Annotated in this window: 16 protein-coding genes; 7 read left to right on the top strand and 9 right to left on the bottom strand. The window is 68.5% G+C overall.

The window, feature by feature from the left end; all coding sequences use genetic code 11:
• Positions 1-32: 32 nt before the first annotated feature.
• Positions 33-1,052, bottom strand: coding sequence for a Bug family tripartite tricarboxylate transporter substrate binding protein (locus F7Q96_RS06710; protein ID WP_082371531.1), 1,020 nt, complete (start codon positions 1,050-1,052; stop codon positions 33-35).
• Positions 1,053-1,354: 302 nt separating this feature from the next.
• Between F7Q96_RS06710 and F7Q96_RS06705 the strand changes: the two genes are divergently transcribed.
• The 6 genes from F7Q96_RS06705 (at position 1,355) to F7Q96_RS06680 (ending at position 6,120) form a co-directional block, all read left to right on the top strand.
• Positions 1,355-2,275 carry a branched-chain amino acid transaminase gene (locus F7Q96_RS06705; RefSeq protein WP_053822354.1) on the top strand — a complete coding sequence of 307 codons (921 nt, stop codon included), beginning with the start codon at positions 1,355-1,357 and terminating at the stop codon, positions 2,273-2,275.
• A gap of 84 nt (positions 2,276-2,359) precedes the next feature.
• The gene (locus tag F7Q96_RS06700; protein WP_053822355.1) at positions 2,360-2,554 is read left to right on the top strand and encodes a zinc-finger domain-containing protein; all 195 of its coding nucleotides are present in this window, start codon (positions 2,360-2,362) and stop codon (positions 2,552-2,554) included.
• Between the two features lie 127 nt (positions 2,555-2,681).
• The gene (gene waaF / locus F7Q96_RS06695) at positions 2,682-3,704 is read left to right on the top strand and encodes a lipopolysaccharide heptosyltransferase II (RefSeq protein ID WP_053822356.1); all 1,023 of its coding nucleotides are present in this window, start codon (positions 2,682-2,684) and stop codon (positions 3,702-3,704) included.
• Positions 3,705-3,874: 170 nt separating this feature from the next.
• Positions 3,875-4,315: a YybH family protein gene (locus tag F7Q96_RS06690; RefSeq protein WP_149316821.1), complete on the top strand. Its 441-nt coding sequence runs from the start codon at positions 3,875-3,877 to the stop codon at positions 4,313-4,315.
• Between the two features lie 120 nt (positions 4,316-4,435).
• Positions 4,436-5,428, top strand: a complete 993-nt coding sequence (locus F7Q96_RS06685; RefSeq protein WP_249041653.1) for a YheT family hydrolase — start codon at positions 4,436-4,438, stop codon at positions 5,426-5,428.
• 89 nt (positions 5,429-5,517) lie between these two features.
• Positions 5,518-6,120, top strand: coding sequence for a DUF2946 family protein (locus tag F7Q96_RS06680; protein ID WP_053823180.1), 603 nt, complete (start codon positions 5,518-5,520; stop codon positions 6,118-6,120).
• A 42-nt stretch (positions 6,121-6,162) separates the two neighbouring features.
• On the opposite strand, the gene F7Q96_RS06675 is transcribed toward F7Q96_RS06680, so the two are convergent.
• Complete coding sequence (locus F7Q96_RS06675) at positions 6,163-7,758, bottom strand: beta-barrel assembly-enhancing protease (RefSeq protein WP_409364732.1); 1,596 nt, start codon at positions 7,756-7,758, stop codon at positions 6,163-6,165.
• Positions 7,759-8,124: 366 nt separating this feature from the next.
• Here F7Q96_RS06675 and moaC point away from each other — a divergent pair, with 366 nt between their 5' ends.
• The gene (moaC, locus tag F7Q96_RS06670; RefSeq protein WP_053822357.1) at positions 8,125-8,601 is read left to right on the top strand and encodes a cyclic pyranopterin monophosphate synthase MoaC; all 477 of its coding nucleotides are present in this window, start codon (positions 8,125-8,127) and stop codon (positions 8,599-8,601) included.
• Between the two features lie 117 nt (positions 8,602-8,718).
• Here the strand turns inward: moaC and F7Q96_RS06665 are convergent, their stop codons facing one another.
• The 7 genes from F7Q96_RS06665 to F7Q96_RS06635 form a co-directional block, all read right to left on the bottom strand.
• Complete coding sequence (locus tag F7Q96_RS06665) at positions 8,719-9,678, bottom strand: hypothetical protein (protein WP_151022268.1); 960 nt, start codon at positions 9,676-9,678, stop codon at positions 8,719-8,721.
• Between the two features lie 159 nt (positions 9,679-9,837).
• Positions 9,838-11,628: a PglL family O-oligosaccharyltransferase gene (locus F7Q96_RS06660; RefSeq protein WP_053823182.1), complete on the bottom strand. Its 1,791-nt coding sequence runs from the start codon at positions 11,626-11,628 to the stop codon at positions 9,838-9,840.
• Between the two features lie 160 nt (positions 11,629-11,788).
• Complete coding sequence (locus tag F7Q96_RS27370) at positions 11,789-12,319, bottom strand: pilin (protein ID WP_082371533.1); 531 nt, start codon at positions 12,317-12,319, stop codon at positions 11,789-11,791.
• Positions 12,320-12,542: 223 nt separating this feature from the next.
• Positions 12,543-13,238: a TerC family protein gene (locus F7Q96_RS06650; protein ID WP_053822361.1), complete on the bottom strand. Its 696-nt coding sequence runs from the start codon at positions 13,236-13,238 to the stop codon at positions 12,543-12,545.
• A 311-nt stretch (positions 13,239-13,549) separates the two neighbouring features.
• Positions 13,550-14,431, bottom strand: coding sequence for a succinate--CoA ligase subunit alpha (gene sucD, locus F7Q96_RS06645; RefSeq protein WP_006576698.1), 882 nt, complete (start codon positions 14,429-14,431; stop codon positions 13,550-13,552).
• Positions 14,432-14,504: 73 nt separating this feature from the next.
• Positions 14,505-15,671 (bottom strand): ADP-forming succinate--CoA ligase subunit beta, encoded by a 1,167-nt coding sequence (sucC, locus tag F7Q96_RS06640; protein ID WP_053822362.1) that lies wholly within the window; start codon positions 15,669-15,671, stop codon positions 14,505-14,507.
• Between the two features lie 102 nt (positions 15,672-15,773).
• Positions 15,774-16,466, bottom strand: coding sequence for a DUF2889 domain-containing protein (locus F7Q96_RS06635; RefSeq protein WP_053822363.1), 693 nt, complete (start codon positions 16,464-16,466; stop codon positions 15,774-15,776).
• Positions 16,467-16,506: the final 40 nt, after the last annotated feature.

Genomic DNA, 16,506 nt, shown 5'->3' with positions numbered 1-16,506 from the left:
GGCCTGCTGGCGGCGGTGCCGCCCGGCCGGTCTCAATCGATCGACGCGCCCACCGTCTTGACGACGTTCGCCCACTTCTGGCGGTCGGCCTTGACCGTGGCGCGGAACTGATCGACGGTTTCGACGCGCGGCGTGTTGCCCGCGTCGACCAGCTTCTGGCGCACCGCCGGGTTTTCCAGCGCGACGCGCACGGCCTCGTTGACCTTGCGGGCGATCTGCGGGTCCAGGCCCTTGGGACCGAAGAAGCCGAACCAGATCGTGCTGTTGTAGCTGGGCACGCCGCTCTCGGCGATGGTCGGCACATCGGGGATCACGGGCACGCGCTTGGCGGTGGTCACGCCGAGCAGCCTGACCTTGCCGGCGCGGTATTGCGGCAGCACGCTCTGCACCTGGTTGAAGATGCAGCAGACCTCGCCCTTGAGCACGGCCTGCAGCGCGTCGGGGCCGCCCTTGTACGGCACGTGGACCATGTCCAGGCCGGCGCGCGCGTTGAACTCCGCGAAGGCCAGGTGGGTGCCGGTGCCGTTGCCGGTGGACGCGTAGTTGTACTTGCCCGGGTTGGCCTTGACCTTCTCGATGAATTCCTTGACGGACTTGACGTCGAGCACCGCCGGATTGACGGTCAGCACGTTGGAGACCTCGACCAGCGGGGCGATCGGCGTGAAGTCGGCCTCGGCGTCGAACGGCAGGTTCTTGTACAACGCCGGGTTGATGCCATGGGTCGCGGCGGTGCCCAGCAGCAGCGTGTAGCCGTCCGGCCTGGCGTGGGCGACCACTTCCGAGGCGACGTTGCCGCCGGCGCCCGGCCGGTAGTCGTACAGGATCGTGGTCTTCAGCGACTTCTGCAGCGAGTCCTGCAGCGTGCGGCCGACCATGTCGACGCCCGAGCCGGCGGTGAAACCCATCAGGATCGTGATCGGCTTGTTGTCGGGCCAGTTGCCCGGGCCCTGGGCGTGCGCGGACGGTGCCAACGACAGGCAGGCGAGGCTGCCCAGGCTGGCCAGGGTGGCGGCAAGACGGGTCACGAGGCGGCGGGTCGAAGTGCGGGTCATGGCGGCGGAAAGTCGAAAAAACCAGAACGGGAAGGTGCGGTCCCTGGCGGGCATGTGCGGCGGGGTCCGGATTCCAAAGCAAGTACGATACCAACGAATCGCCACTTTCCAAACGATTGAGTTCGCTTGAGCGTATGCCGTGACGATATAAGCGGGGCCCGACCGCTGGCCGCCCCCCACCATCGTTGGCCTGGCGCCCGCTTCCCCGCCGCTTCCTTGCCCCCGCGCCGCGTTGGCACGGGGTGTGCCGGGGCTTACAATGTCGCCTTTGCACCTTTTTGACGTTTTTGCGGGAGACGAGCATGTCGATGGCCGATCGTGACGGAAAGATCTGGATGGATGGCAAGTTGATCGATTGGCGCGACGCCAAGATCCACGTGCTGACCCATACCCTGCACTACGGCATGGGCGTATTCGAGGGCGTGCGCGCCTACAAGACGCCGGCCGGCACCGCGATCTTCCGCCTCAAGGAGCACACTCGCCGGCTGTTCAACTCCGCCAAGATCTTCCAGATGGACATCCCGTTCGACCAGGCGACCCTGGAGGCGGCGCAGCGCGAGGTGGTCAAGGCCAACCAGCTCGAGTCCTGCTATATCCGCCCGCTGGTCTGGATCGGCTCGGAAAAGCTCGGCGTCTCCGCGCGCGGCAACACCATTCACGTGGCCATCGCCGCCTGGCCCTGGGGCGCCTATCTGGGCGAGGAAGGCATGGAGCGCGGCATCCGCGTCAAGACCTCGTCCTTCACCCGCCATCACGTCAACGTGTCGCTGGTGCGCGCCAAGGCCAGCGGCTACTACATCAACTCGATCCTGGCCAACCAGGAGGCGACGAGCCTGGGCTACGACGAGGCGCTGCTGCTCGACACCGACGGCTATGTCAGCGAAGGCTCCGGCGAGAACGTCTTCATCGTCCGCAACGGCGTGATCTACACTCCCGACCTCGCCTCCTGCCTGGACGGCATCACCCGCGACGCGACGCTGACGATCGCGCGCGACCTGGGCATCGAAGTGCGCGAGAAGCGCATCACCCGCGACGAGGTGTACTGCGCCGACGAGGCCTTCTTCACCGGCACCGCGGCCGAAGTCACGCCGATCCGCGAGCTCGACGACCGCGTCATCGGCGAAGGCCGCCGCGGGCCGATCACCAAGCAGATCCAGGATGCATTCTTCGCCGCCGTCGGCGGTACCAACGAGAAATACCAGCACTGGCTGACCCTGGTCTGAAGCCGGCGGCCCGGCTGCCTTCGCCGCCGGGCCTTCGCAGCACGAGCCAGAACCCTCCTCTGACAAGACTGACCCCGCAACACCATGACGCAAACCGCAAACGTCGTCGAAATCGGCGCCGAAGACCTTCCGCTGCACTGCCCCACGCCCAATACGCCGACCTGGAACTACCATCCGCGCGTATTCCTCGATGTGGCGGACACCGGCCAGGCCAAGTGCCCGTACTGCGGCACCGTCTACCAGCTCAAGCCGGGCACCGTGATCAAGGGCCACCACTGATCGTCCGCTCGTCCGTTCCCGGCGGCGGCCACGCTGATGCGGCCGCCGCCGGCGCCGAACGCCCCGTTTCGCTCTCGCCGCTCTGCCGCCCCGCCAACCCGTGGGGCGGCTTGGCGGCGCCTTGCTTATGAACAAAGCCCTCGTCATCGCGCCCAACTGGATCGGCGACGCCCTGATGGCGCAGCCGCTGTTCGCGCTGCTAAAGCAACGCCATCCGCGTCTGGCCATCGATGCGCTCGCGCCGAAATGGGTCGCGCCCGTCCTCGCGCGCATGCCCGAGATCGGGCGCGTGTTTCCCAGCGACCTGGCGCACGGCAAGCTGCAGCTGTCGGCGCGGCTGATGTTCGCGCAGCAGTTGAAGAACGAAGGCTACGACGTCGCCTACGTGCTGCCCAACTCGCTGAAGTCCGCGCTGATCCCGTGGCTGGCCGGCATTCCGCTGCGCGTGGGCTATCGCGGCGAGGCGCGCTTCGGCCTGCTGAACATCCGGCATGCCAATCCGCCGAAGGACAAGCGTCCGCCGATGGTCGAGCACTACGCGCGGCTGGCGCTCAAGCCCGGCGCGCGACTGCCCGAGGCGCTGCCCGAGCCGCGGCTGCGGGTCGATCCGGCGCGCGTGGTCAAGACCGCCGAGCGTTTCGACATCGCGCCGCAAACCCGGCTGATCGCGTTCTGCCCCGGCGCCGAATACGGTCCGGCCAAGCGCTGGCCGGCCGCGCATTTCGCCGAGCTGGCGCAGATGCTGCGCCGTTCGTACCCGTACGCGCAGATCGTGACGCTGGGCTCGGCCAAGGACAGCGAGATCGCCGCCGAGATCTGCGCCGCGGCGCCGTTTGTGCGCAATCTGTGCGGCCAGACCTCGCTGGACGATGCGGTCGACCTGCTGGCGCTGTCGGAGGCGGCGGTCTGCAACGACTCCGGCCTGATGCACGTGACGGCGGCCCTGAACCGCCCCCAGGTCGCGGTATTCGGCTCCAGCGATCCGCGCCATACGCCCCCGCTGTCACAGGCAGCGAGTATCATGTGGCTCCAGCTCGAGTGCAGCCCCTGTTTCCAGCGCGAATGTCCGCTCGGCCATCTGCGCTGCCTCAGGGAAATCGAGCCGGAAATGGTGTTCGTGGAGTTGCGCAAGCTGCTGCACCGGCCCTGATTCCGTAGCGAACGCCGCGCGCCGACGCCGCGCCACAGGCGCGACCGGCGCGCCGCCGATTGACCGATTGACCCGCGATGGCCGTCCCGCACAGATCGACCGACACGGCGACTGGGACGGCTTCGATTCATGGCCCGGCCTGCCGGCGGGGCCCACCGACCGATCCCGCCATGCCTCGCTTCGCCCGCCTGTTCGATTCCGCCGAAGACATCCTGGAAGCCTTTCGCGAGGCATTGAAGCTGCGCGATGCCGAAGGCGCGCTGAAGCTGTGGCTGGACGAGGATTCGATCACCTGCGTGATGCCCGACGGCCAGCGGCTGATCGGCCACGATCATCTGCGCCAGGCCTTCCTGCAGCTGCTGGACCGCCAGCCGGTGCTGATCGACGTGCTCGAGAGCAGCAGCCATTCGACGCTGGGCGTCTCGATCTTCGACGTCACCGAGGCGCTGCGCTTCGCCACCGATCGCGTCGAGGCCGACCTGTACGTGCACACCACTTACGTGCTGCTGCAGAACCACGAGGGCTGGCGCCTCGCCCATATCCATTGCAGCCCGGCCAACGCCGCGCAGGTCACAATCTCGACCGCGACCGCCAAGCAGGCCCTGCACTGAACCGACCCGGGAAGCGCCCGGCATCGGACCGCGCTCGCCGACATGTCCCGCCCCGCCGACCTGATCCCGCATCCGCCCTCGCTGCTGGCCGACCCGCACGGTTTCGACGCCCACGCGCGCATGCCATGGTGGCTGCGCGGCGGCCATAGCCAGACCATCATCCCGGCCCGGCTGACGCGCCGGCCGCGCGTGAGCTTCCGCCGCGAACGCTGGGACACGCCCGACGGCGACTTCATCGACCTGGACTGGACCACGCATCCGCTCGCCCCCGGCGCCCCGCTGCTGGTGCTGTTCCACGGGCTCGAGGGCAACTCGAGCAGCCACTACGCGCAGGCGATGATGGCGGCGCTGCGCGAGCGAGGCTGGCAGGGCGTGATCCCGCATTTCCGCGGCTGCTCCGGCGAGCTGAACCTGGCGCCGCGCTTCTACCATTCCGGCGACTACGAAGAGATCGACTGGGTGCTGCGGCGGCTCGCGCAGCGGCATGCGGGCGGCGGCCGGCGGCTGTACGCGCTCGGCATCTCGCTCGGCGGCAATGCGCTGCTGCGCTATCTGGGCGAGGCGCAGTCCAGCGCCGGCTTCCTGGCCGGGGCCGCCTCAGTGTCCGCGCCGCTCGACCTGGCGGGCGGCGGCGCGGCGCTGGCGCGCGGCTTCAACCGCGTCTATACGCAGATGTTCCTGCAGACGCTCAAGCGCAAGTCGCTGGACAAGCTGGCCCAGTATCCCGGCCTGTTCGACCGCGCCGCGCTGCTGGCCAGCCGCGACCTCTATGCCTTCGACAACGTGGTCACGGCCCCGCTGCACGGCTTTCGCGATACCGACGACTACTGGGCGCGCGCCGCCAGCAAGCCGGTGCTGCGCCATATCGCGGCGCCCACGCTGGTGCTGAACGCGCGCAACGATCCCTTCCTGCCGGCGCGCTATCTGCCCGGCCCTGGGGACGTCAGCGGACAGGTCTTGCTGGACCAGCCCGAGCATGGCGGACATGTGGGATTTCTGGCGCCGCCGCGCGACTGGCGGCGCCATCTGCCGCTGTCGTCGCTGCTGCCGGGCGGCGGCCATGTCGACTGGCTGCCGGCGCGGGTGCTGCGATTCTTCGATAGCCTGGGCTGACAGGTTCTACGCTGGAATCGGCATCCCCGGGGATGTACCGCGCGTCCCGCGAGATGCGGTGCGCGCAAGCCGTTCAACAGGAGACGAGCATGGACGAGATCGTCAAGCAGGCGATGGCCCGCTGGCCCAATGTCCCCTACTGCTATGGCTGGCTCGCGCTGGACCGGCGCGGCCAATGGCGGATCCGCAACGAATACGCGCAGCAGCATGGCCTGTCCGGCGATCCGCTGCGGCATCCGGCGCTGGTCGGCTTCATCGAACGCAACTACCTGCGCGAAGAGCAAGGCGCGTGGTTCTTTCAGAACGGGCCGCAGCGCGTGTTCGTCGAACTCGCCTACGCGCCGTGGGTGGTGCGCCTGCACGAGGACCAGTTCCTTACCACGTCGCAACGGGCCTTCACACCCCGCTCCTGCCATGCCGACGAGCACGGCAATGTGGTGCTGGCCGGCGAGATCGACGGGGAAGCCGGTGTGCACGCGGCGCTGCTGCACGACCACGATCTCGACGCGTTCAGCGGCAGTTGCGACTGGCACGGCGAGGCCTGCGGCACGGACCTTGGCGTGTTTCATTTCGGTGGCCGCGATCTGCCGATCGAGCCGATCGGCGAGGCCGAGGTGCCGCGGCGCTTCGGCTTCGTGCGGCAGCCGCGGCCGGCGCCGCAGCAGGATCAGCAGCAGCAGCCGGCCAGCTGACGGCGCTCGCCGGCGCGTGCCCGCACGGACAGCCGCGGCGGCTCAGTTCGGGATGCCCTTGTTGTCCTGACGCTCTTCCCGATACTGGCGCTCGAGCTGGTGCAGCCGCGCATCGACCTCGGACAGCGTATAGAAGTCGCCATCGCCGGCCTTGCGCGCGATCTGCAGCTGTTCGATCGCGGCCTGATAGGCGCCGTCGCGCGCGTATTTCTCGGCCAGCGCCTGATGCTGCTGCACGCGCTTGCCCTGCGCCGCGTAGGCGCGCGCCAGCAGTTCCCACCACTCGGCGCGCGCGCTTTCCTCGCGGGTGCGCGAACGCAGGAAGGTCACCAGCTCGTCGGCACGGCCGGCGCCCAGCAGCGTCTCCGCATACGACAGCGCGACCGCGTGCGACAGCGGGAAGGTCTTCATCGAGGCCAGCGCCTGGCGGACCGCGTCCGGCACGCGGCCCTGCGCGCGCGCCAGTTCGATCGCCATCACGTCCAGCATCGGGCTGCCAGATGACGCGCCCGAGATATTGCCGTACAGCCGGCGCGCCTCGGCCAGCGCCTGCTCGGCCTGCACCAGCCGGCCCAGCCGCTGCTCGGCGAAGGCGATGCCGTAGTGAATTGCCGGCAGCCGCATCGGCGACGCGCTGGACAGCTGCGCCTGGAGCCCGGCGCGCGCGTTCTGGATGTCGGTGGGATTCGCTTCCTGCAGGATGCGCGCGCGCACCCGCGCGAACTCGTACTCGGGCGTGCTGCCGACCTTGCGCACCGGAAGATGGCTGGCGCGGTCCTGCATGTCGGCGATCCGCTCGGAGGTCAGCGGGTGGGTGCGCACATAGGACGGCACCGAGCTCTCCGAGATGCCGGTAACCCGCTGCAGCCGGCGGAAGAAGTCGGGCATGCCCTGCGGATCGAAGCCCGCGGCCGACAGGATCTGGAAGCCGACCCGGTCGGCCTCGCGCTCGGCGCCGCGCGAGAACGACAGCTGGTTGGCCAGCGCCGCGCCCTGCCCGCCCATCGCCAGCGCGGCGGCGGCGTCGGGGCTGCGGGTCGCCGCCAGCCCGGCCAGCACCATCGAGGCCAGTGCGATCCACATCGACTGATCCTGGCTGGTGATGCCGCGCGCGATATGGCGCTGCGTGACGTGGCCGATCTCGTGTCCGAGCACCGACGCCAGTTCCGACTCGGTCTCCGACTGCACCAGCAGGCCTGTATGCACGCCGATATAGCCGCCGGGCAGCGCAAACGCGTTGATGGTCCGGTCGCGCACGGCGAACAGCTCGAAGCCCGTCGCGAAGGTGCCGCCGCCGGTGGTGCCGGCCAGATTCTGGCGGCGCGCGGCCTGGATCAGCTTGTAGCCGAGCGCGTTCAGATAGTCGGCCAGCAACGCGTCGGTGACGTACTGCGGATCGCGGCGGATATCGCGCATGATGCGGTCGCCCAGCCGCTTCTCCATGTCCGGCGACAGCGCCGCGGTCGAAGGATCGCCCATGTCCGGCAACTGGATGCCGTTGCTCTCGACCACCGGATTGCCGCTGCGCAGGCCGAAGTCGGATCTCTGTCCGGCCTTCACGCTGCGGTTCAGGTTGTCGTAGACCTGATCGCTGGCGTCGCCGCCCAAACCCGGCAGCGTCGGCGCGATCGACGGCATCGCCTTGCCTGCCGGCGACGAAGCGGACTGGGGCCAGGCGGGCGTGGCAAGCGCCAGCATCAGCAGCGCGGCCAGCGGGCGACGCAGCGCGGCATGGCGGGGCTCGACACGAGGCGATGCGGGCGCCTGGAGCCGGCGACCGGCAGCGCGAACATCGGCGCGAACATCGGCGCAAGCATCGGCGGGCGGAGCTGGCCGGGCGACGGGGCGGAAAATCAGCATGTTGCTATGATAGCGGCCTGGCGCGACCGTTCCGCGCGCCGCCGCCGCGGCTGCCGCGCTGTCCGGCCTTTCCAGAATTCCCTCGGTTTCCCTCGTTTCCCTCGGTCCTCTCTCGCTTCAACCCCGAACCCTGCGACGCCAACCATGAGCAAGCTCACTCACTTCGATACCGCCGGCCAGGCACACATGGTGGATGTCGGCGGCAAGGACGCCACCCACCGCGTGGCGATCGCCACCGGCACCATCGCGATGGCGCCGCAGACCTTCGCGCTGGTGCGCGACGGCACCGCAAAGAAGGGCGACGTGCTCGGCATCGCCCGCATCGCCGGCATCATGGCCACCAAGCGCACCGCCGACCTGATTCCGCTGTGCCATCCGCTGGCGCTGACCAAGGTCGCGCTCGACTTCGCGCTCGACGAGGCCGCCAGCACCGTGCGCTGCACCGTGCGCGCTGAGACGCGCGGACAGACCGGCGTCGAAATGGAAGCGCTGACCGGCGTGCAGGTCGCGCTGCTGACGATCTACGACATGTGCAAGGCCGCCGACCGCGGCATGGTGATGGGCGACATCCGCCTGCTGGAGAAGCATGGCGGCAAGTCGGGGGATTGGGTGGCGCAGTGAAGAGCCGGTGAGGCGCGGCAAGAACCCGTAAGGGCGTCAGGAGGCGTCAGGACGGTACGGGTCGGCGCGCGGCATCGCGCGCAGTCGTGCCCCGGGCATGCGCGCCGCGCCGCGGCGCTAGTGGCGCAGGCCGGAAGCGGCGACGTTGCGGCCGCCGGCCGGCAGATTGGCCGCGGCCAGCAGCGCGTCGGCGAGCAGGTCCTGCCCTTCCGGACTCAGGTGGATCTCGTCGAGATAGGCCACGTCGCGCGCCCGGCGCTCGGCGTCGCGCATGCTGACGATCGGCACCTCGTATTCCTCGCACAGCCGCGAGAAGGCCTCCAGGCCGGCGGGCAGGCCCGCGCCGTCCAGTTCGTCGCGCTCGTAGTGCTGCACCAGCCGGACCTGCAGGCCGGCGCGTTTGGCCATCACGATCAGTTCGGCCAGGTCGCGCAGCGAGGCGGCGCGGTCGGCGTCCGTCGATTCGCGCGGCGGTCCCGACGATTGGTCCAGTCCCAGATAGGCGGGCAGATAGCGGGTGGCGCCCTCCACCAGCGCCGACAGCGGCGGCTGCGACGGGTGGGTGTCCTGCCGCAGCGGCGCAAAGGTCGGCACATCGCCATAGTCGGCGCCGTTGACGACGATGATCGCGGTATCGGCGTCGAGAAACCCGAAGCGCCGCGCATAGGCCAGCCAGTTGCCCGGCCCCCAACTGAACGCGGCGACGTTGCCGACGGTCGCGACCTTGCCGTCCTGCCCCAGCCGCGCGCGCAGTTGCTCGGTGGCCAAGCGGCCCTGGTCGACCTGCGCGCCGCCGTTGACGACCGAATCGCCGAACACCAGCACGCGCCGCTCGCCGGGAGCGCGCTTTTTCGGCTCGAAATCTTCGGAGCGCATGCCGAAGCGGTTGACCACATAGCGATGGCCGAAGCGCTTCACCCGCTGGTTGGGCTTGAGCAGATACTCGATGTCCGGATCGGCCTGGTACAGCGGCGGATCGCCCAGCCCAAGGCCGGCGCGCGCCAGCACCTCGGTGGTGATGATGGCGATCAGCCCGAGGACAGCCGCCGTCAGGATCCTGCGCTTGCCAGTCCGCATTCGTCTCTCCCGTGTGACACAGGCACCGGGCGAGTCTATGGGCCGGAACTGGCGTGACAAATCGTGCCGAGGGATGAAATGCCGCAGGGCCGCGCTTCCATGGAAACGACAGCCTCCATCGCTTGCCGCAGCGCGTCATTCCCCCTTCCGGCTACCGCCCTACCGCGGTATCGGTCCGGCGGCACGGCGTTGCCGGACCCACTCGCAGAATGGCTGGGGACGGCGGGCGGCGTCGACGCCGTCGCAATAGCCGGCGACCCGCGCGAACTGCTCGGCCTCGTCGCCCCGGTAGTAGTAACGCAACCGCTCCAGCCATTGGCGGCCCCGTTCCGGCTCGCCGTTCAGCGCCAGCAGCCAGGCGCCGCGCGCGATCATTGTCGGCGTCGGCAACAGGTGGATCGCCGCAATATGGGCCGGCAGCCAGGCATCGGCGCCGTCGGCGGTCAGCGGCGCCAGCTCGGCCCGGTGGGCCTCGGCGTGCTGGCCGAACCACAGGCTCGGCGCCGGCAAGGTGTCGACCCGCGTCGAACTGGCGTACTCGCGCGCCTCGACGCGGCGGTAGTCCTGCCACATGGTCGCAAGCACCAGGGCGGCGGCCAAGCCGACCGCCGCGGTGGCTGCCGTTGCCAGCGCGCGCGGCATCCGGCCCACCGTCAGCGCGGCCGGCTCGAGCCATCCCAGCAGGAAACAGAAAGGCAGCAAGAAATACAGGTAGTGCAGCGGGTACTCGAGCATCGAATGCGCGCACAGCATCGCCAGCCAGGTCAGCGCCGCCGCGGTGCGGGCGCGTTCGGCCGTATCCGCCCGCCACAGCCGCGCGCGCACCACGCGCCACAGCCACGCGGCGAGGAACAGCGCGACGCCGGCGGTGCCGACGATGCCGGTCTTGGCCAGCAGATCCAGCACGGCGTTGTGCGCGTGCAGCGACATCTCGACGACGATGCCGAGCCGCGCCAGCTGTTCGAACTGTGCCCAGCCGAATTCGCCCCAGCCGACCCCGAACCACGGATGCGCGACGAACATCGCCCACGCGTGCGACCACAGCGCGCCGCGTGCGGAGATCTGGTCGCCGGCCTGCAGTTGCGCCATGGTGTCGAACAGCGACCAGCCGAACGCCTGCCCCGCCGCCTTGATTGACGGCTGCAGCAGCATCAGCATCGCGACCAGCGCCGCGGCGGCGCACACCAGCCCGGCCGGGGCGCGCAGGCTCCCGCGGCCGGACGTCGACGCCGGCCTTTGGTCCTGCGCGGAACGCGCCAGCCAGGCTGCGACCAGCGCATAGCAGGCGGCCAGCCCCACATGGAGCACGCCGGTGCGCGAGCCGGACAGCACGACGCCGCTCTCGATCAGCGCCACCGCAACGAGCCAGGGCAGCGCGCGCAGCTTGCCGCGCGAGGCCAGCCAGACCGACGCGGCCAGCGCCAGCCCATGCACGGTTGCCTGGTGGTTGGGCTGATTCAGGTTGCCCCACAGCCGGCGATTGGTGTCGTAGAAATAGTCGGACACCAGCCCGAAGCTGTCGCCCTCGAGACGGAACAATTGCACCCACTGGGCCAGCGTGCCGAACAGCCCCGCCGCCAGCCAGGCCGTGGCGAACGCGGTCAGCACCGCGTCGGCGTCGAGCGCGCGGCGATAGCGATGGCCGGCCCAGATGGCGCCGGTGGCGAGCAGCAAGGCGGCCAACGTCAGGCCGCGGCTGCCGGTCACGTCCGGCTGGCCCGCCAGCGTCGCGCCGGCGCCCAGCGCGATCAGCCACAGGCAGAATGCGGTCACCAGCGGGACGCCACTGGGCCCGACAGCTGTGGCGTCGGCCGTGGCCGGCGCCGTGGGACGCAACGTGGCGGACCACAGCAACAGCACGACGAAAGCCAGCGCGCACGCCCACTCGCCGTAGAAGGTCGCCAGCGGCAACGTGTGCCTGGACACCAGCGGCGGCAACGCGACGGCCATCGCCATCAGCGGGCACGCGCACTCCAGCGCAATGTTCCTGCGCAAATTCACATTCGATTCCCGACGAAGGCGACGTGCCCATGGGCGCGTCGCCAGGATGATCGTTGCGCAGCCGGGCCTGGTTGGCGCCGTCCACGATGACACCCGCGCCGCTACCCGACTACGCCCTCGCCTGCGATGTATCGGCCGGCGACTGGCTGTTCCTGAGGACATACTGCCTGGCGACCGCGTTCTCGATCGTGGTGGCGATCTCCCAACTGACCGAAGTCGCGTTGACCGATGGCCGCAGCGTGATGTCCCTGCCGTCGACCCCGGCGCCCAGTCCGCTGGCGGCGAGCGTCAGCGTGATCACGCCGGGGCCGCTGACGAAGGCCTGCGCAATCTCGCGGTTCGGTGCAAACGGCGGGATCGCCGCGGCGGGATTGTCGCCATTGCAATCGTCCAGCACGCCGCCCGCTTCCTGCGCGCACAGGCTGACCGCCATCTTCAGCGGCGCGGCCGCCGTCAGCACGCTCGACAGCCTGGCCCGAATTGTATCGTCCCGATATTGCGGCACCGCGATCGCGGCGAGGATGCCGATGATGGCGACCACCACCATCAGTTCGATCAACGTGAAGGCCCGCGGCGCGCGATGCGCGCGATGCGTGCGATAGGCGTGGCGGCCCTGCGGCGAGCGAGCGGCGACTGGCATGGAGCGGCTCCCGAACGGTACGAAGGCCGACAGTATCGAGCCGGCCGACCGCGCTGCGCGGGACGTTCACAAAATTTGGCATCGGGGCGTTGGCCCGAACGCTGGCGCGCACGGATCGCTTGCGGCAAGTGCGCCGATGAAAAAAGCCCGGCAACGCCAAGGCGTGCCGGGCTCGTTTCGCATGGCCGCGTCCCCCCGCGGGGCAACGCGGCCGCGCGCGACGTCAGGCGGTCCGCGCGCCTCGCTTCTGCATCAGCTGGCCGATCACGACCACCAGGATCGCGCCAACCGCGCCGAACACCAGGTGGGCATGCGGCACATGGACTTCGAACCAGGCGGCGTCGACCGGATCGCTGACCAGCATCTCGCCGGCCAGATAGCCCAGCAGCGCGGCACCGGCGACGATGATCACCGGGAAGCGTTCCATCACCTTCAGCAGCAGCGTGCTGCCGAACACGATCAGCGGAATCGACAGGCCAAGGCCGACCACCAGCAGCAGCAGCTGGCTGCCCTCGGGCCCCTTCTGGGCCGCGGCGGCGACTGCCACCACGTTGTCCAGCGACATCACCAGGTCGGCGATCAGGATGGTGCGGATCGCGGCCCAGATATTGTCCTTGGCGTCATGGCCTTCCTCGTCGTCATCGCCGGTCAGCAACTGCACGCCGATATAGACCAGCAGGATCGCGCCGACGATCTTCAGGTACGGCAGGCTCAGCAGCTTGACCGCGGCGACGGTCAGCACCACGCGCATGATGATCGCGGCGGCGCTGCCCCAGAAGATCGCGCGCTTCTGCTGCGCGGGCGGCAGGTTGCGCGAGGCCAGCGCGATCACGACGGCGTTGTCGCCGGACAGCACGATATTGGTCAGGATGATGGATCCCAGTGCGATCCAGAACGTGGTGGACGACAGCAATTCCACTGCGTGGCTCCTCGAAGTCGATATTGGAATTGGAATGAAGACGGGGTGTCAGGGACGTCTGCGCGGGGGCCTGCGCACGGCGCGACTGCGGCGTTTCGGATGTCTGACGCCCAAGACATGGAGATGTACCGCAGCAACCTTTCGTTTTGATTTCAACAAACCGGCAAATACATCAGAAAATGATCTATTGGCTGCTCCAGTGGCGCCAAAACGACAATGCCCTCGCAGAGAGCGAGGGCATTGTCTTTGGGGCACCGCCGTCGCATGCGGCGCCCCCCCGATCGGACCGGCGGGACCGGTCCCGACCCGTATTACAGGATCGACTTGAGCAGACGGCCCATTTCCGACGGGTTCTTGGTGACCTTGATACCGCAGGACTCCATGATCTCCAGCTTGGCCTGCGCCGTGTCGGCACCGCCCGAGATCAGCGCGCCGGCGTGGCCCATGCGCTTGCCCGGAGGCGCCGTGACGCCAGCGATGAAGCCGACCACCGGCTTCTTCATGTTGTCCTTGATCCAGTAGGCCGCGTTGGCCTCGTCCGGACCGCCGATCTCGCCGATCATCACGACGGCATCCGTATCCGGATCGTCGTTGAACATCTTCATCACGTCGATGTGCTTCAGGCCGTTGATCGGGTCGCCACCGATGCCGACGGCCGACGACTGGCCCAGGCCCAGTGCGGTCAGCTGGCCCACGGCTTCATAGGTCAGCGTGCCCGAGCGCGACACCACGCCGATGCGGCCCTTCTTGTGGATGTGGCCCGGCATGATGCCGATCTTGATTTCATCCGGCGTGATCAGGCCCGGGCAGTTCGGTCCGAGCAGCAGCGTCTTCTTGTTTTCGCGGCGCATGCGGTCCTTGACTTCCATCATGTCGCGCACGGGGATGCCTTCGGTGATGCAGACCACCAGGTCCAGGTCGGCGTCGACGGCTTCCCAGATCGCGGCCGCGGCGCCTGCGGGCGGAACGTAGATCACCGACACGGTGGCGCCGGTCTGCTGCTTGGCTTCCTTGACGCTCGCGTAGATGGGAATGCCCTCGAAGTCCTCGCCGGCCTTCTTCGGATTCACGCCGGCAACGAACGCGTTCTTGCCGTTGGCGTAGTCGCGGCAGCCACGGGTGTGGAACTGGCCGGTCTTGCCGGTAATACCTTGGGTGATGACCTTGGTGTCTTTGTTGATCAGAATCGACATGCTGTAATCCTTTGCTTGGCTGTCGCGGCGGGCGCACGGCGCCACGCCACTCGCTTTCGGTTTCGCGTCTGGCTTACTTGCCCGCGGCCGCGGCCACCACCTTCTGGGCCGCTTCTTCCATGGTGTCGGCGGAGATGATCGGCAGGCCCGACTCGGCCAGCATCTTCTTGCCGAGGTCTTCGTTGGTGCCCTTCATGCGGACGACCAGCGGCACGCCGAGCTGCACCGCCTTCGAGGCCGAGATCACGCCTTCGGCGATCACGTCGCAGCGCATGATGCCGCCGAAGATGTTGACCAGGATGGCCTGCACGTTCGGGTTCTTCAGCATCAGCTTGAAGGCCTCGGTCACCTTCTCGGTGGTGGCGCCGCCGCCCACGTCGAGGAAGTTGGCCGGCTCGCCGCCGAACAGCTTGATGGTGTCCATGGTGGCCATCGCCAGGCCGGCGCCGTTGACCAGGCAGCCGATATTGCCGTCGAGCGAGATGTAGGCCAGGTCGAACTTCGAGGCTTCGATTTCAGCCGGATCTTCTTCGTCCAGGTCGCGGTAGGCGACGATTTCCGGGTGGCGGAACAGCGCGTTCGAATCGAAGTTGAACTTGGCATCGAGCGCGATCACCTTGCCGTCGCCGGTCAGGATCATCGGGTTGATTTCGGCCAGCGAGGCGTCGGTGTCCCAGAACGCCTTGTACAGCCCCTGCAGCGCCTGGCGCGCTTGCGGCACGCTGGCGTCGGGCACGCCGATCTTGCGGGCGATGTCGTCCGCGTCCTTGTCGGTCAGGCCGATCGACGGCTCGATGATCAGCGTGTGGATCTTCTCGGGCGTCTGCGCGGCGACTTCCTCGATGTCCATGCCGCCTTCGCTCGAGGCCATCAGCGCGACCTTCTGCGACACGCGGTCGACGACCAGGCTGACGTACAGTTCCTTCTTGATGTCGGCGCCTTCTTCGATCAGCAGGCGATTGACCTTCTTGCCCTCCGGACCGGTCTGGTGCGTGACCAGCTGCATGCCCAGGATGTTGCTGGCATAGGTCTTGACCTCGTCCAGGCTCTTGGCCACCTTGACGCCGCCACCCTTGCCGCGGCCGCCGGCGTGAATCTGCGCCTTGACGACCCACACCGGGCCGCCAAGCTGTTCGGCCGCCTTCAGCGCTTCTTCGACCGAGAATGCGGGGATACCGCGCGGAACCGGCACATTGTATTTGCGCAGGATTTCCTTGCCTTGGTACTCATGGATATTCATGCGTGTTTCCTTTCGGGTAGGCGTAAATGGGTAGAAAAGCCGGGTAGTAAAGCGTGGTGATGAAGCGGGAGAGGTCGAGATCTCGGTGGGGACCCCGGCATCTCACCCGGAGGTTCCGGTGGACCGGTGCGAGGCGGCGCCGTCGTCGTCGGGAATCGCCTGCGCGGATTGCGGTGACTGCGGCGGTGACTGCGGCGGCGAGGCCGCGGGCGCATCGGCCCGGACTCTCGGTTTCGGCTGGTGTCCGTACCAGCGCGGGTAAAACTGGCGAACCACTTCCCCTTCGAAATGCAGCGCATGGCAGCCATGCAGCTGGTAGGGCGGTTCGGGATTGCTGTCGTCGCTGGCGCCGTCGCGAATCTTGAAGACGTCGCCAGCAAAGGCCTGGATTGCCGTCGTCGGCAGGATCCCGGCCAGCTCGGTCAGATGGGTGCAGCCGGCCACGCCGCCCAGGCGCTCGCGCACGGCCTTGCGAAAGCCCTTCATCAGGTTCAGGCCGATCAGCTGGCGGTAGGCCGGGCCGATGGTGTCGCAGTGGCCGGGATAGGGAACCCAGTCCGAGCAGGCCTCGGCGTCGACCACGTTCATGCGCAGGTCGATGGTCACGCGCAGCCACAGGTCGTGCAGCGGCTGGCCGATCGGCCGCACGCCGCCGCCGGCCAGCGGAATGTCGCGGGGCTTGGTGTCGGTGAGCCGGGCCTCGATGTCCCACAGGCCGTCTTCGCGGAGATACGCCTCGGCCGTGATGGCGCGGCGATGACGCAGGGCGCGATTGACGGGGGCGGAAAGCGGCATGGCACCAGGCTGTGACAAGGGAAGACGCGGTGGAACCGGC

The sequence above is a fragment of the Cupriavidus gilardii genome, from assembly GCF_008801915.1.
Taxonomy (GTDB): Bacteria; Pseudomonadota; Gammaproteobacteria; order Burkholderiales; family Burkholderiaceae; genus Cupriavidus; species Cupriavidus gilardii.
The sequence above is the reverse complement of the archived record's forward strand: the minus strand, read 5'-3'. Positions and strand labels throughout refer to the sequence as shown.

What these genes read in the sequence shown, in the direction of transcription:
- F7Q96_RS27370 (WP_082371533.1), bottom strand. Translation starts at nt 12,319, where the DNA reads ATGCCAGTCGCCGCTCGCTCGCCGCAGGGCCGCCACGCCTATCGCACG.
- F7Q96_RS06710 (WP_082371531.1), bottom strand. Translation starts at nt 1,052, where the DNA reads ATGACCCGCACTTCGACCCGCCGCCTCGTGACCCGTCTTGCCGCCACC.
- F7Q96_RS06635 (WP_053822363.1), bottom strand. Translation starts at nt 16,466, where the DNA reads ATGCCGCTTTCCGCCCCCGTCAATCGCGCCCTGCGTCATCGCCGCGCC.
- F7Q96_RS06685 (WP_249041653.1), top strand. Translation starts at nt 4,436, where the DNA reads ATGCCATGGTGGCTGCGCGGCGGCCATAGCCAGACCATCATCCCGGCC.
- waaF (WP_053822356.1), top strand. Translation starts at nt 2,682, where the DNA reads ATGAACAAAGCCCTCGTCATCGCGCCCAACTGGATCGGCGACGCCCTG.
- moaC (WP_053822357.1), top strand. Translation starts at nt 8,125, where the DNA reads ATGAGCAAGCTCACTCACTTCGATACCGCCGGCCAGGCACACATGGTG.
- sucD (WP_006576698.1), bottom strand. Translation starts at nt 14,431, where the DNA reads ATGTCGATTCTGATCAACAAAGACACCAAGGTCATCACCCAAGGTATT.
- F7Q96_RS06660 (WP_053823182.1), bottom strand. Translation starts at nt 11,628, where the DNA reads ATGGCCGTCGCGTTGCCGCCGCTGGTGTCCAGGCACACGTTGCCGCTG.
- F7Q96_RS06700 (WP_053822355.1), top strand. Translation starts at nt 2,360, where the DNA reads ATGACGCAAACCGCAAACGTCGTCGAAATCGGCGCCGAAGACCTTCCG.
- sucC (WP_053822362.1), bottom strand. Translation starts at nt 15,671, where the DNA reads ATGAATATCCATGAGTACCAAGGCAAGGAAATCCTGCGCAAATACAAT.
- F7Q96_RS06705 (WP_053822354.1), top strand. Translation starts at nt 1,355, where the DNA reads ATGTCGATGGCCGATCGTGACGGAAAGATCTGGATGGATGGCAAGTTG.
- F7Q96_RS06680 (WP_053823180.1), top strand. Translation starts at nt 5,518, where the DNA reads ATGGACGAGATCGTCAAGCAGGCGATGGCCCGCTGGCCCAATGTCCCC.
- F7Q96_RS06675 (WP_409364732.1), bottom strand. Translation starts at nt 7,758, where the DNA reads ATGCCGTCGATCGCGCCGACGCTGCCGGGTTTGGGCGGCGACGCCAGC.
- F7Q96_RS06690 (WP_149316821.1), top strand. Translation starts at nt 3,875, where the DNA reads ATGCCTCGCTTCGCCCGCCTGTTCGATTCCGCCGAAGACATCCTGGAA.
- F7Q96_RS06665 (WP_151022268.1), bottom strand. Translation starts at nt 9,678, where the DNA reads ATGCGGACTGGCAAGCGCAGGATCCTGACGGCGGCTGTCCTCGGGCTG.